This is a genomic window from Variovorax defluvii (assembly GCF_039541515.1).
Classification (GTDB): Bacteria; Pseudomonadota; Gammaproteobacteria; order Burkholderiales; family Burkholderiaceae_C; genus Variovorax; species Variovorax defluvii.
Map to the genome: position 1 here is coordinate 97,800 of NZ_BAABGJ010000008.1, position 13,404 is coordinate 111,203.

A 13,404-nucleotide genomic window follows, 5' to 3' on the forward strand; every position below is an offset into this window, starting at 1 on the left:
CCGGCATAAGCCTTGCGGGACAATCCGGGCACCCATGGGAATCAGCCACTACATCAAGGAGATCGGGCGCGGCGCGCGCGGCGCCAAGCCGCTCGATCGCGAACAGGCCCGCGACCTCTTCGGCCAGGTGCTGGACGGCAGCATCAGCGACCTCGAGATGGGCGCCTTCTGCCTGGCGATGCGCATCAAGGGCGAGACGCCCGAAGAAATGGCCGGCTTCCTCGATGCCACCCACGCACGCCTGGCGCGCATCCCGTCCGCGAGCCGCCCGGCGGTGGTGCTGCCCAGCTACAACGGCGCACGCAAGCTGCCGGTGCTCACCCCCCTGCTGGCGCTGCTGCTGGCGCGCGAGGGCTTGCCGGTGCTGGTGCACGGCGCGGCCACCGAATCGGCGCGCGTGCTCGCGTCCAACGTGCTGGCGGCGCTCGGCGTGGCGCCGCTGCGCGCGGTCCGATCCATCGCCGATGGCGAAGTGGTGTTCGCACCCACCGAGCTGCTCAGCCCCGGCCTCAAGCGCCTGCTCGACGTGCGCCGCGTGGTCGGCCTGCGCAACCCCGGCCACAGCGTGGTCAAGCTGATGCAGCCCTGCGAGGGCGAGGCCGTCGTGGTCGGCAGCTACACCCATCCGGCCTACGCCGAATCCATGGCCGCCACCTTCGAATTGATGGGCATGACCGCCCTGCTCTCCCGCGGCCTCGAAGGCGAGAGCGCGGCCGATCCGCGCCGCACCGCCCAGGTGGACGGCTTCGTGCGCGGGCGCCGCATCGCCCTGCAGGCGCAGCAGCCCGGCACCCTGTCCGAGGTGCCCGGCCTGCCGGCCGAGATCGACATCGCCACCACCGCCGACTACACCCGCCGCGTGCTGGCGGGCCAGGCGCCGGTGCCCGACGCCATCGCACAGCAGGTCCGCCAGGTCCTGCAACTGACCCACGAGCTGGAGAGCGCATGAACGACCCGTCCCATCACGGCCATCACGGCCGTTGCACCCTGGTCGGTGCCGGCCCGGGCGACCCGGAATTGCTGACCGTCAAGGCCGTCAAGGCGATCCAGTCCGCCACGGTGCTGCTGGTCGACGACCTGGTGAGCGAGGAGATCCTGCAGGCCTACGCACGGCCCGGCGCGCGCATCATCCACGTGGGCAAGCGCGGCGGCTGCAAGAGCACGCCGCAGGCCTTCATCGAGCGGCTGATGATCACCGCGGTGCACGAGGGCGAAACGGTGGTGCGCCTCAAGGGCGGCGACCCCTTCATCTTCGGGCGCGGCGGCGAGGAAGTGGAGCACCTGCGCGAAGAAGGCATCGAGGTGCGGGTCATCAACGGCATCACCGCCGGGCTGGCCGCCGTGACGAGCCTGGGCGTGCCGCTCACCCACCGCGACCACGCGCAGGGCGTGGTCTTCATCACCGGCCATGCCAAGACGGGCCATGCCGCCGCCGAGCACCCGACCGACTGGCGCCTGCTCGCGGCCACGGCGCGCGATGCGCGGCTCACGCTGGTGATCTACATGGGCGTCTCGGGCGTGGCCCACATCCAGACGCAGTTGCTGCACGGCCTGCCGGGCGAGACGCCGGTCGCGGTGATCCAGCACGCCAGCCTTCCGCAGCAACGCCACGTCTCGACGACCCTGTCGCGCCTGCCCCTCGACCTGGCGAGCGCCGGCCTGGGCAGCCCGGCCGTGATCGTGGTCGGCGACGTGCTGCGCGGCCTCGCCGCGGCGGGCCTTCCCGCCACGCGTTTCGGCACCTGAGCCGACCGGCACGCTGCCGCTCTGCCGCTCTGCCTTTCGGCCGGTCGTCGTGCGCGAGCGTGCGACCTAAAATCCTCGCCCGGAATAACAACACCGGAGAAGGGGCATGCTGGAGCTCGAGAAACTCAACGAATTCGTCGACAGCCACGGCGAGCTGCAGCGCGGCCGGGGACTGGTCACCGGCACCATCGCCCTCTCGCTGGCCATCCTCTGCTTCCTGGGCGTGCTGGTCTTCCACTTTCCGCAGTACCTGAGCACACCCGAACTGCGCCGCAGCTACAGCGTCGACGTGATGCGCATGGTGCTGTTGGCGGCGTTGGTGATCGCGGGCGGGCTGTCGCTGGTCAACATCATCTTCAATCGCTCGCGCTGGCTGTCCTCCTTCGCCTTCCTGCTGGTGGCGGCGGCCGCGCTGCTCGGCGGCCACAAGGTGCCGGTCAACGATTTCGCGGACAACACGCCCTACATCGGGCTGGACTGGTTCATTCTCGACCTGCTGGGCTCCTCGCTGATCTTCATCTTCATCGAGAAGCTGTTCGCCCACCGCAAGGACCAGCCGGTCTTCCGCGCGGAGTGGCAGACCGACTTCCACCACTTCGTGGTCAATCACATGATCGTGGGCTTCGTGCTGCTGGCCACCAACCTGCTGGTGCACAAGCTCTTCGGCTGGGCCGCCAACGACGGCATCCGCGGCTGGGTGGCGGGGCTCAATTTCTGGGTGGCGCTGTTCCTGATCATCCTGGTGGCCGACCTGGTGCAGTACTGGACGCACCGGGCCTACCACGAGGTGCCGCTGCTGTGGCGCCTGCATGCGGTGCATCACAGCGTGAAGAGCATGGACTGGCTGGCCGGCTCGCGCCAGCACATTTTGGAGCTGCTGATCACGCGCACCCTCGTACTGGCCCCGATCTACGTGCTGGGCTTCAGCAAGGAGGTGATCGACGCCTACATCGTGGTGGTGGGCTTCCAGGCCGTCTTCAACCATGCCAACGTGAGCGTGCGCCTCGGGCCGCTGCGCTACGTGATCGTCACACCCAACTTCCACCACTGGCACCACAGCCAGGACGACGAGGCGATCGACAGGAACTATGCGGCGCACTACGCCTTCCTCGACTACCTCTTCGGCACCGCGGTGAAGAGCACCAAGCTCTGGCCGGAGCGCTATGGCGTGGTGGGCGACTACGTCCCGAACGGCTTCTTCAGGCAACTGAAGTTTCCCTTCGTGTGGAAGGGCTGATGGCAGCGCCCCCAGCGGGCGTGGGCCGGTGCCGAACCAGAGGCCCAGCGCAATTGACAGATCTGCTTTCATCCTCTTACATTCGCGGCTCCTAAAAACAAGCGATCAGGGATCAAAGAATGAGTCAGGGAACGGCGCTCCAGCAGGAGCGCGCATGCGCAGTGTTCGATTGCGCCGCTTCAAGCACCCACAAGGCCACGCGCAGGCACTGGAAGCCCTTCTTCCGGCGGTGCGTCCTGCTGCCGCTCGTCCAGTCCCTGCTGCTTGGCCCTGCGCATGCAGCGCCCACTGCAGTCGTCGAGCCCGCGCCCTCTTCGTCACATTCCGCCACCGCCGTCGTCGGCCTGGCGGTCGGCAACCCCATCCTCCCGGCCACCGCCGAGAAGTTCCAGTCCGAGACCGACTTCACCGACGCCGGGTCCGCCCCGCTGTCCTTCGGTCGCTTCTACCGCAGCACCTGGGGTGCCGATGCTACGCGTCCTGCCGGAGCCCTCAGCTTCGGCTGGACCCACACCCACAGCGCCAGCCTGCGCACCACCTCCGCCACCACCTTCACCGCCGTCACCCTCACCAGCGCCGAAGGCTAAGTTCGCACCTTCACCCAGCCCGCAGGTGCATCCTCATGGAGTCCGACCAACAGTGCCGACACCCTCACCTGGACCCCCACCGCCTGGATCTGGCAATGGTCTTACAGCGCGTTTGGCGACACCAAGCCCATGACGGCCCACAACCGGTTCGCCGACCTCGCTGTCACGCCAAATCCTGGCGTCACAAGCTTTGCTGAGCTCGTCTTCAACCTGCGGGGAGCAGGCCAGTATTTCGATGTGGAATCAGGGCTGCGGTACAACTACTTCCGCAGCCTGATAGACATTGGGCGCTATACGCAGCCTGACCCGCTTGGGCTGGGCGGCGGGCTTCATCGAATTGAGCATGTGCGGGGCAATCCGCTGAGGTACAGCGATCCCAGTGGCCTCCTTAACTACGAGGCGCAGCGCCAGCTTGACCATTGGTTCGGCCCCATGACCGATACATCAAGGTGCGCGACGCCAGAGTGTGCCGCAGGGCTGTTGCCAACATTGAAGGCGAATCCGACGGCTTGCGAGATGCAATGCGGCATGGGCTCGGATGATGCAAATGGACGCGCACTTGCGTGTGCGGCAATTTCTCAGTTTGGCAAGCTCATGGGTGTGCCTGGGATTCCGGTGACGCTGGCGTGCAAGGCCATTGACAAGCATGCTTGCGTGAAATCTTGCGAGGAGAAGCGGCAATGCAACTAGGAACGGCTTCGGCTGTCAGTCTGATCGGTGTCTACCAGCGATGGATATCACCCCGCAAGGGCTATGCTTGCGCGCATCGCGTGCACCATGGCGACGTGTCGTGTTCGGAGTTTGCGAAGCAAGCCATCGCTGCCGCCGGTCTCTTCTCAGCGCTGCCCTCTATCAGGCATCGTTTCATTGAATGCCGCGAGGCGTATGGCGCGATACAGTATGGATCGTCTAAGGATGGGCCAGAGGGCAGCAAGGATCGGGCACCTTCTTCCCCAACGCAGGGCGACACCTGTGTGAACATTTGCACGCTTCCTTGCATGTAGCGCTCGAAGCTCGAAGATGACAACCAAAAGGATTCCCCGCAGCGATTCGAGATGTTCGCGCGCTGTGTTGTCGGTCTTCACCGATGTGGCGCGCACTGACCATCAAGAACACTCGGGGGCAAGCGCCTTACTTATCGGCGGATTGACGCGTAGGAATTCAACATGATCCCGTCCATGGAATGGTTGGCCTTCAACAATGCTTTAGGCCAAGCAATTGCCCAATGGGGTCATGTTGAGGGACGACTACTTGACGTAGTGAGCCACTGCACGATGGGCGATGGCGACTCCATTGCAGCAGCGTTCTTGTCTATAGAAAACTTCCGATCAAAGTTAACTTTCGCGGATAACCTTCTTAAGGCGAAGATCAATCGGCAGGCCATCCTATCGTATTGGAACAACGTGTACGACGAATGCGCGCGCCTATCCTCCAAGCGGGATAAGTTGGCGCATGGTTGGCATCATCCGTACCTTCACCGGCTATCCGGGCAACGATTCGCGATCACGCCGTTCCTTCAGAAAGACGGGAAACTCATTCATCGGGATGGCGAGAAGCCTCCGAGCGGTTCGCTATTTCTTCGTGACGTTGTCGGCTCAAAACTTGAGTTTCACAAATTGACTCAGAAGCTTGTAAATCTTCGTTGTTTGATGGCGCACACGCCAAAGCCGTTTCCAGAAGCTGACGAGCCAATCCGCGCTCTACCGACGATTCGCACCATAGAAAGCCAGATTCGCGCAGAACTCGGGCTGCCGCGCCAACCAGTGCCGAAAAAACCGAAGCATTCATGACCACACCTCAAAAGCAGCCTCGGCCGCCCACACAGAACGAAGACGAAGCCGCATGCGGACAAGCGTGCGCCAATGAAGAGGGCAGCGCCGACGAAGAAGAAGTGACCGTGCGCAAATCGACTTGGTCGAAAGCTGCAAGCGAGTACGTGTCGAATTTGGATGCCGCGATCGAAGATATCGCATCGTCATTGACACACTCCTAGCGTCTTATTTGGCCTTCGCCACCGCAGCCCGGCTGAATGCAAATCTCACCTTAAGTCCGCGGGGAGAGACAAGCCCCTGCCGGAATACAGCAGCGAGCTCGGCGTCTCGTCGGCGTCAGGCCTGCATCCGGACTGGATCCCCCCGGGGCTTTGAAAAGGCCCCGATCTTTGAGAGCATGAGCCATGAGGAAGTCAGTAGCGTTTTCAACCAAGGTCCGCCAGCGCATGTTGCTTCTCTGCGTGTGCAAGGGCTGATGCAGGCGGCGGGCGCGTTCGACGCGGTCGTCATCGGCGCCGGTGCCGCGGGCCTTTTCTGTGCGGGACTGGCCGGCCAGCGCGGCCTGAAGGTGCTGCTGCTGGACCACGCGGAGCGCATCGCCGAGAAGATCCGCATCTCCGGCGGCGGCCGTGCCAACTTCACCAACCGCGACCTGGACGTGCGCGCGCCGCACCGCCACTTCATCGGCGACAACCCGCACTTCTGCCGCTCGGCGCTGGCGCGCTACACGCCGCAGCAGTTCATCGCGCTGGTCGAGCGGCATGGCATCGCCTATCACGAGAAGCACAAGGGACAACTCTTTTGCGACGGTTCCTCGCAGCAGATCATCGACATGCTGCTGGCCGAGTGCGCGGCCGGCGGCGTGACGCACTGGCAACCGTGCGGCGTGGACGAGGTCGGCTTCGCACCCGGCGAGGGCTATCGCCTCCGGACCCGCCGCGGCGAGGTGCGCACGCCCCGCGTGGTGGTGGCGACCGGCGGGCTGTCCATTCCCCAGATCGGCGCCAGCGACTTCGGCTACCGGATCGCCACGCAGTTCGGCCTGCGCGTGGTCACGCCGCGCCCGGCCCTGGTGCCGCTGACCTTCGGCGGCGAGGCCTGGGCCCCTTACGCCGACCTGGCCGGCCTGGCCCTGCCGGTGGAGATCGCGACCGGCAGCAAGAAGGAGCGCATCGCCTTCCTGGAAGACCTGCTGTTCACGCACCGCGGCCTTTCGGGCCCGGCCGTGCTGCAGATCTCCAGCTACTGGCAGCCCGGCGCCCCGCTCACCATCGACTTCGCGCCCGGGGTGGACGTGACCGCCGCGCTGGCCGAGGCCAAGCAGCGCTCCCGCAAGCGCATCGCCAACGAGCTGGCCGGCCTGGTGCCGGCGCGGCTGGCCGATGCCTGGGTGGGCGAGGACGCCGCACTGCAGCGCCCGATCAACGAAGCGGCCGACCGCGCGCTCGCCGCGCTGGCCGAGCGCATCGCCCGCTGGCAGATCACCCCCAGCGGCACAGAGGGCTACAAGAAGGCCGAAGCCACGGCCGGCGGCGTGGACACCCGCGACCTGTCGTCCCAGACGCTGGAGTCGAAGCAGCAGCCCGGCCTGTACTTCATCGGCGAGGTGGTGGACGTGACTGGCTGGCTGGGCGGTTACAACTTCCAGTGGGCCTGGGCCAGTGCCCATGCCTGCGCCCAGGCCCTGGCGGCCAAGCCCGGTTCTGACGCTATAATGCCGGGCTAACTTTGGCCACCCCTCAACGGCCCACCCCCTTTTCGTGTTGAGGAAACCCGGCCCGGGGCCCGATCTTCCCCAGGCCAACATTCAAGCAACCGATTCATCAATGACCACCATCCGCGTTAAAGAAAACGAGCCCTTCGACGTCGCCCTGCGCCGCTTCAAGCGCACCATCGAAAAGCTCGGCCTGCTGACCGACCTGCGCGCCCGCGAGTTCTACGAAAAGCCCACCGCCGAGCGCAAGCGCAAGAAGGCCGCCGCGGTCAAGCGCCACTACAAGCGCGTGCGCAGCATGCAGCTGCCCAAGAAGCTGTACTAAGCAGCTGGCACGCTGAACCGGCCACCACGCCGGAACCAGTTTCGAGCCGCGCCAGGGACATCCTGCCGCGGCTCTTGTCATTTCCGCCCACCGAGAAAGAGAACGCCATGAGCCTCAAGGACCAGATCACCGAAGACATGAAGACCGCGATGCGCGCCAAGGACTCGGAACGCCTGGCCACCATCCGCCTGCTGATGGCCGCGATGAAGCAGAAGGAGGTCGACGAGCGCGTGGAACTGGACGACGCCATGATCGTCGGCGTCATCGACAAGATGGTGAAGCAGCGCAAGGACTCGGTCGCCGCCTTCACCCAGGGCGGCCGCGCCGACCTGGCCGACAAGGAATCGGCCGAGATCAAGGTGCTGGAGGTCTACCTGCCGCAGCGCATGGGCGTCGAGGAAATCACCGCGGAAGTCAAGGCCATCGTCGCGGAACTGGGCGCCAAGGGCCCGGGCGACATGGGCAAGGTGATGGGCGCCGTGAAGTCCCGCCTGGCCGGCAAGGCCGACATGGGCCAGGTCAGCGCTGCCGTCAAGGCCGCCTTGTCGGGCGGCTGAGCGTGTCACCGTCGCCGGTCCCTCATCGAGGGCAAGTGGAGCGCCACGCCCAGCGCTGGCATCTGTTCCTGATGCGTGCGCAGCAACGGCTTCGCGCCGCCGTATGTGCGCGCCATCGCCGTGCTGCGTGCGGCACCGCCGGCACGGCTTTCCGCCGCGTCAGCGCTCCTCTATAGTCCGGGGCCGGACCCCTGGGGCCGCTGGCCTGGCCCCGACCACTCGAGGAGACGAACATGGCGGACACCTACGTTCTCGTTCACGGCGCATGGCACACGGGCGAGTTGCTCGAACCCGTGGCCGAGACCATCCGGGCCCAGGGCCACACCGTCCACTGCCCGACGCTGGCCGGCAACCGGCCCGGAGACTCGCGCGCGACCACCGGCCTGGCGGACGCCGTGCAATCGCTGGCCGACTTCATCCGCGAGCGCGACCTTCGCGACGTGCGGCTGGTCGGTCACAGCTATGGCGGCATGGTGATCTCCGGCGTGATGGACCTGGTGCCGGAGCGCGTGCGCCGGCTGGTCTACTGGAACGCCTTCGTGCCGCTGGCCGGCCAGTCCCTGGTCGACCTGGTGCCGCCCCAGTACAAAGCCATGTTCGACGCCATCGCAGCACAGAACGGCGGCGCCATCACGCTGCCCTTCCCGATCTGGCGCGACGCCTTCATCAATGACGCCGACCTGACGACGGCCGAGCGTGCCTACGGCCTGCTCAACCCGCACCCCTATCGCACCTTCACCGAGCCCGCGACGCTGCGCGCCGAACTGGCGGCGCTCCAGGTCGGCAAGTCTTACCTGAACTGCCAGCAGGACATCGCCCTGCCCCACAGCCTGCCCTGGCATCCGCGCCTGTCGGAGCGCCTGGGCTTGTACAGGCTGGTCGAGTGCCCCGGCAGCCACGAGCTGTGCTTCACCGACCCTGCACTGCTGGGGCGCAAGATGATCGAGGCCGGGCGGGACTAGAAGGCAACTAGCTGCCCGCCACCTTCATCCGGTTGACCAGCACGGAGCCAGTCGTCTTGGCGCCGTAGTTGTAGGCATCGGCGCCCACCGCCTCGATGCCCATGAACATGGTCTTGAGGTTGCCGGCGATGGTGATCTCCTGCACGGGGTAGGCGATCCTGCCGTTCTCGACCCAGAAGCCGCTGGCGCCGCGCGAGTAGTCGCCGGTCACGTAGTTGACGCCCTGGCCCATCAGCTCGATCACGAAGAGGCCGGTGCCCAGCTTGGCGAGCATGGCGTCAAGGTCGTCGCCCGCCTTCGTCAGGCGCGAGCTCAGCGTGAGGTTGTGCGAACCGCCGGCATTGCCCGTGGTCTTCATGCCCAGCTTGCGGGCCGAGTAGGTGCTGAGGAAGTAGCCCTCCAGCCGGCCACCGTCGACCACCTTGCGCTTGCGGGTGGCCACGCCCTCGTCGTCGAAGGCGGAGCTGCCCTTGCCGCGCGGGATGTGCGGGTCCTCCGCCACGTCGAGGTGCGGTGCCAGCACCGGCTTGCCCAGCGAATCAAGCAGGAAGCTGCTCTTGCGGTAGAGCGCACCGCCGCTGGTGGCCTGCACCAGCGCACCCAGCAGGCCCGCCGCCAGCGGCGACTCGAACAGCACAGGGCATTCGGTGGTCTTGATCTTGCGCGCCTTGAGGCGGCTGAGCGACCGCTCGGCGGCATAGCGGCCGACCGCCTTGGGGCTGGCCAGCTCCTTGGCCGAACGCATCGAGCTGTACCAGGCGTCGCGCTGCATGTCATCGCCCTTGCCGGCGATGGGCGCCACCGAGATCGAATGGCGCGAACTCGCGTAGCCGCCGCGGAAGCCGCGCGTGTGGGCGCTGAAGAAGTGGCTCTGCTGGGCCGAGACGCCGGCGCCCTCGCTGTTGGTGATGCGCTTGTCGGTCGACAGCGCCGCGGCCTCGCATTCCAGGGCCAGCGCGGCGGCCTGCTCGCTGCTGATGTCCCAGGGGTGGAACAGGTCCAGGTCAGGCTGTTCGGTGGCGATGTCGGCTTCGTCCGGGAGGCCGCTGACCGGGTCCTCGGCCGTGAAGCGCGCGATGTCGAAGGCGGCCTGCACGGTCTGGGCGATGGCCGCCTCGGAGAAGTCGGAGGTGCTGGCATTGCCGCGGCGGTGGCCCACGTAGACCGTGACGCCGAGCGACTTGTCGCGGTTGCGCTCCACGTTTTCCAGCTCGCCCTTGCGCACCGAGACGCTCAGGCCGCAGCCCTCGGAGGCCTCCGCGCCGGCGTCCGTGGCACCGAGCTTCCTGGCATGCGCCAGGGCGGTGTCGACCAGGTTTTCGAAGAATGAACGGCTGTAGGCGAAGCCGGCGGCGGCATCGGCGCGCGAGGAGGATGTGCTCATGTGGAGGGCTATGATACTTGCGCCCCCCTGAGAAGCTGTGAACGAATCCGCCACGCCCGCTCAACCCGCCCAGGCGGCCCCACTCTGCGTTGCAAATGCTCGCCGTAGCCCGAGCTGCGGCTGCGCTTTGCGCCTTGACTGGAGCCGCCTGGACGGGCTGCTCGGGCGCGCCGGATTCATTCACAGCTTCTGACCCCGAGGGAGCGACAAACGAGGTCTATTGACGCGACCCCTTCCAATAGCACCCACAGGCCCCATCCCATGCCCCGAAAACCCAAGAAAGGCTACTTCGTCCGCGGCACCTTCGTGGCCGAAGGCAGCGACCTCGACCTCGAACTCAAGCGCGAACTCAAGGGCAGCGAGACCGCCAGCAAGACCGAACTCAAGCGCGAAAGCGCCGAACTGCAGTCCCTCGGCGAGGCGCTGCTGAACTTGCGCGCCGGCCTGTTCGACAAGCTGGGCCTCGAGGATCGGCTGGTCGAAGCGATCGAGCAGGCCCGGCGCATCACCAACTTCGAAGGCAAGCGCCGCCAGATGCAGTTCATCGGCAAGCTCATGCGCGGCCTCGATGCCTCCACGCTCGATGCCATCCGCGCGGCCCTGGACGAGCAGGCCCGCGGTCCTGCCATCGAGGCGGCCGTCCTGCACGACGCCGAACGCTGGCGCGACCGCCTGATCGCCGACGACGACGCGCTCGGCGGCTGGATCGAGACCCACCCGGGCACCGACGCCCAGCAGCTGCGTGCGCTGGTGCGCCAGGCCCGCAAGGACTTCAAGGACGGCCCGCCCGGCGAGGCGCAGCGCCAGGGCAAGGCCTACCGCGAACTGTTCCAGCTGCTGCGCGCGCAGCTCGAGGTGCACGGTACCGAAGACCATGCGGCCGAAGCCGCCGCCCAGGCCCGCGAGGAAGACGCATGACAGTACCCGCCTTCGACCCCGTTCGCATCGGCATCGTCTCCGTCAGCGACCGCGCTTCGAGCGGCGTCTACGAGGACAAGGGCCTGCCCGCGCTGCAGGACTGGCTGCAGCGGGCGCTGCGCAATCCCATCAACTTCGAGCCACGCCTGATCCCCGACGAGCAGGACCGCATCAGCGCCGCATTGATCGAGCTGGTGGATGCGGGCTGTTCGCTGGTGCTCACCACCGGCGGCACCGGGCCCGCCCTGCGCGACGTGACGCCCGAGGCCACGCTGGCGGTCGCGCACAAGGAAATGCCGGGTTTCGGCGAGCAGATGCGGCAGATCAGCCTTCGCTTCGTTCCCACGGCCATCCTGTCGAGGCAGGTGGCGGTGATCCGCGACAAGAGCCTGATCATCAACCTGCCGGGGCAGCCCAAGTCCATCTCCGAGACGCTGGAGGGGCTGAAGAACCCGGATGGCACGCAGGTCGTGCCGGGCATCTTCGCGGCGGTGCCCTACTGCATCGACCTCATCGGCGGGCCCTACCTGGAAACGGACGAGGCCGTGTGCAAGGCCTTCAGGCCCAAGTCCGCGATCCGGGCCCGCTGAGACGGCGGGCCGTGCCCGTCACTTCCCGACCAGTTCGGTGAGCCGCTGCTTCTCGAAGCACTTCGTGGTGGCGGCATCTTCCGGGACGCAGTCCCGGCTGCCCTGACCCTGCATCGACAGCGTTTCGATCGCCTGCCACAGCAGCGCGATCTGGTGCTCCTGGCTGGCCGCGTTGTCGATCAGCCCGCGCATGGCGAGCGACAGCGGATCGTCCTGCTGGGTGATGCCGTAGGCGGCGAATTTTCCGCCGGCCTCGTTCGCGTCCGCAGCGGCCGCCGTCTTGGGCGGGATGATGCGCGCCGGGATGCCGACGGCCGTGGCGCCCGCCGGCACCGGCTTGATCACCACGGCGTTGCTGCCGATCTTGGCGCCGTCGCCGACCACGAAGCCACCCAGCACCTTGGCGCCGGCGCTGACCACCACGTTCTTGCCCAGCGTCGGATGCCGCTTCGCGCCCTTGTACAGGGAGGTGCCGCCCAGCGTCACGCCCTGGTAGATGGTGCAGCCATCGCCGATCTCGGCCGTCTCGCCGACCACCACGCCCATGGCGTGGTCGAAGAACACGCAGTCGCCGATGACGGCCCCCGGATGGATCTCGATGCCGGTCAACCAGCGGGAGACGTAAGACACCAGGCGACCGATCCACTTCAGGCCACGCTTCCAACACCAGTGGGCCACGCGGTGAAGAACCAGGGCATGCAGTCCCGGGTACAAGGTCAGCACTTCCCAGCGCGAGCGGGCCGCCGGATCGCGGTCGAGGATGCACTGGATATCGGAGCGCAGGCGCGAGAACATCAATGTTCTTGTGATAACGATATGGGCTGCGCAGTCTAAGGGCTGCCCTCATCGCGTACCGGCGATGGGGTTTTCTTGTATGTCCCGCCCTGCGCCGCGTCGGCCATGGCCTTGGCGATGCCGCGAAGGATGTGGATCTCCTCCGGCGTCGGCTGCGCGCGGTTGAAGAGCTGCGCAAGCCTGGGCATCAGCTTCTTGGGCGCGTCCGGGTCCAGGAAGCCGACCTTCACCAGCGAGCGCTCCCAGTGTTCGAGCATTCCCGCGACCGCCCGCGCGTCGGCCAACTGCGCCGGCGCCGTGGCCTCGCGCACCGCGAAGCCGCCCAGCGCCATCCGCCATTCGTAGGCGATCACCTGGATGGCGGCACCCAGGTTGAGCGAGCCGAAATCCGGGTCCGTGGGAATGCTGAGCGCCACGTGGCAACGGTAGACGTCTTCGTTGCGCATGCCGAAGCGCTCCGAGCCGAACAGGAAGGCCACGTGCTGGTCCTGCTGCTGCGCCAGCGGCCCCAGGTGCTCGCGCGGGCTGCGCGTGGGCGGCCCGAAGTCGCGCGGGACCATCGCGGTGGCGCACAGGTGGGTGATGCCGTCGAGTGCCTCGTCCAGCGTGTCGACGATGCGCGCCCGGGCCAGCACGTCGAGCGCCCCGCTGGCGCGCTGGATGGTCTCCTCCCGCCGAAGCACGTTGGCCCAGCGCGGCGCCACCAGCACCAGGTCGTCGAAGCCCATGGTCCGCATGGCGCGCGCGGCGGCGCCGACATTGCCGGCATGGCTGGTCTGGATCAGGATGAAGCGGGTACGCATGGAAGGGCCAGGGA

Annotated in this window: 17 protein-coding genes; 14 read left to right on the plus strand and 3 right to left on the minus strand. The window is 66.8% G+C overall.

What is annotated here, in order from left to right; translation table 11 throughout:
- The first annotated feature begins 34 nt into the window (after nt 1-34).
- From ybiB to ABEA07_RS04340, 12 genes are all read left to right on the plus strand, one after another.
- Nucleotides 35-949, plus strand: a complete 915-nt coding sequence (ybiB, locus tag ABEA07_RS04290; RefSeq protein ID WP_345536099.1) for a DNA-binding protein YbiB — start codon at nt 35-37, stop codon at nt 947-949.
- The gene (gene cobA, locus ABEA07_RS04295) at nt 946-1,746 is read left to right on the plus strand and encodes a uroporphyrinogen-III C-methyltransferase (RefSeq protein WP_345536100.1); all 801 of its coding nucleotides are present in this window, start codon (nt 946-948) and stop codon (nt 1,744-1,746) included. The genes ybiB and cobA overlap by 4 nt, the downstream gene beginning before the upstream one ends.
- A gap of 106 nt (nt 1,747-1,852) precedes the next feature.
- A complete protein-coding gene (locus ABEA07_RS04300; protein WP_345536101.1) occupies nt 1,853-2,983 on the plus strand; it encodes a sterol desaturase family protein in 1,131 nt (376 codons plus the stop codon).
- 119 nt (nt 2,984-3,102) lie between these two features.
- Nucleotides 3,103-3,570, plus strand: a complete 468-nt coding sequence (locus tag ABEA07_RS04305) for a DUF6531 domain-containing protein (RefSeq protein WP_345536103.1) — start codon at nt 3,103-3,105, stop codon at nt 3,568-3,570.
- A 129-nt stretch (nt 3,571-3,699) separates the two neighbouring features.
- Nucleotides 3,700-4,260 (plus strand): RHS repeat-associated core domain-containing protein, encoded by a 561-nt coding sequence (locus tag ABEA07_RS04310; protein WP_345536104.1) that lies wholly within the window; start codon nt 3,700-3,702, stop codon nt 4,258-4,260.
- Nucleotides 4,251-4,574 (plus strand): membrane protein insertion efficiency factor YidD, encoded by a 324-nt coding sequence (gene yidD, locus ABEA07_RS28625; RefSeq protein WP_425584074.1) that lies wholly within the window; start codon nt 4,251-4,253, stop codon nt 4,572-4,574. The genes ABEA07_RS04310 and yidD overlap by 10 nt, the downstream gene beginning before the upstream one ends.
- A 162-nt stretch (nt 4,575-4,736) precedes the next feature.
- Nucleotides 4,737-5,360 (plus strand): hypothetical protein, encoded by a 624-nt coding sequence (locus ABEA07_RS04315; RefSeq protein ID WP_345536106.1) that lies wholly within the window; start codon nt 4,737-4,739, stop codon nt 5,358-5,360.
- A complete protein-coding gene (locus ABEA07_RS04320) occupies nt 5,357-5,563 on the plus strand; it encodes a hypothetical protein (protein WP_345536107.1) in 207 nt (68 codons plus the stop codon). Before ABEA07_RS04315 ends, ABEA07_RS04320 begins: the two co-directional genes overlap by 4 nt.
- 254 nt (nt 5,564-5,817) lie before the next feature.
- Nucleotides 5,818-7,068: a BaiN/RdsA family NAD(P)/FAD-dependent oxidoreductase gene (locus tag ABEA07_RS04325; protein WP_345536108.1), complete on the plus strand. Its 1,251-nt coding sequence runs from the start codon at nt 5,818-5,820 to the stop codon at nt 7,066-7,068.
- A 100-nt stretch (nt 7,069-7,168) separates the two neighbouring features.
- Nucleotides 7,169-7,381 (plus strand): 30S ribosomal protein S21, encoded by a 213-nt coding sequence (gene rpsU / locus ABEA07_RS04330; RefSeq protein WP_007833691.1) that lies wholly within the window; start codon nt 7,169-7,171, stop codon nt 7,379-7,381.
- A 107-nt stretch (nt 7,382-7,488) separates the two neighbouring features.
- Nucleotides 7,489-7,938, plus strand: coding sequence for a GatB/YqeY domain-containing protein (locus ABEA07_RS04335; protein ID WP_345536109.1), 450 nt, complete (start codon nt 7,489-7,491; stop codon nt 7,936-7,938).
- Nucleotides 7,939-8,171: 233 nt separating this feature from the next.
- Nucleotides 8,172-8,900 carry an alpha/beta fold hydrolase gene (locus ABEA07_RS04340; RefSeq protein ID WP_345536110.1) on the plus strand — a complete coding sequence of 243 codons (729 nt, stop codon included), beginning with the start codon at nt 8,172-8,174 and terminating at the stop codon, nt 8,898-8,900.
- A gap of 7 nt (nt 8,901-8,907) precedes the next feature.
- Here ABEA07_RS04340 and pmbA read toward each other — a convergent pair whose 3' ends face one another.
- The gene (gene pmbA, locus ABEA07_RS04345; protein ID WP_345536111.1) at nt 8,908-10,284 is read right to left on the minus strand and encodes a metalloprotease PmbA; all 1,377 of its coding nucleotides are present in this window, start codon (nt 10,282-10,284) and stop codon (nt 8,908-8,910) included.
- A gap of 261 nt (nt 10,285-10,545) precedes the next feature.
- On the opposite strand from pmbA, the gene yjgA reads away from it, so the two are divergent.
- Together yjgA and mog are read left to right on the plus strand one after the other, a co-directional pair.
- Nucleotides 10,546-11,202: a ribosome biogenesis factor YjgA gene (gene yjgA, locus ABEA07_RS04350; protein WP_345536112.1), complete on the plus strand. Its 657-nt coding sequence runs from the start codon at nt 10,546-10,548 to the stop codon at nt 11,200-11,202.
- The gene (gene mog, locus ABEA07_RS04355) at nt 11,199-11,792 is read left to right on the plus strand and encodes a molybdopterin adenylyltransferase (RefSeq protein ID WP_345536114.1); all 594 of its coding nucleotides are present in this window, start codon (nt 11,199-11,201) and stop codon (nt 11,790-11,792) included. The genes yjgA and mog overlap by 4 nt, the downstream gene beginning before the upstream one ends.
- An 18-nt stretch (nt 11,793-11,810) precedes the next feature.
- Here mog and cysE read toward each other — a convergent pair whose 3' ends face one another.
- Nucleotides 11,811-12,587: a serine O-acetyltransferase gene (gene cysE, locus ABEA07_RS04360; RefSeq protein ID WP_345536116.1), complete on the minus strand. Its 777-nt coding sequence runs from the start codon at nt 12,585-12,587 to the stop codon at nt 11,811-11,813.
- 35 nt (nt 12,588-12,622) lie between these two features.
- Nucleotides 12,623-13,390 (minus strand): RNA methyltransferase, encoded by a 768-nt coding sequence (locus tag ABEA07_RS04365; RefSeq protein WP_345536117.1) that lies wholly within the window; start codon nt 13,388-13,390, stop codon nt 12,623-12,625.
- Between the last annotated feature and the right edge of the window lie 14 nt (nt 13,391-13,404).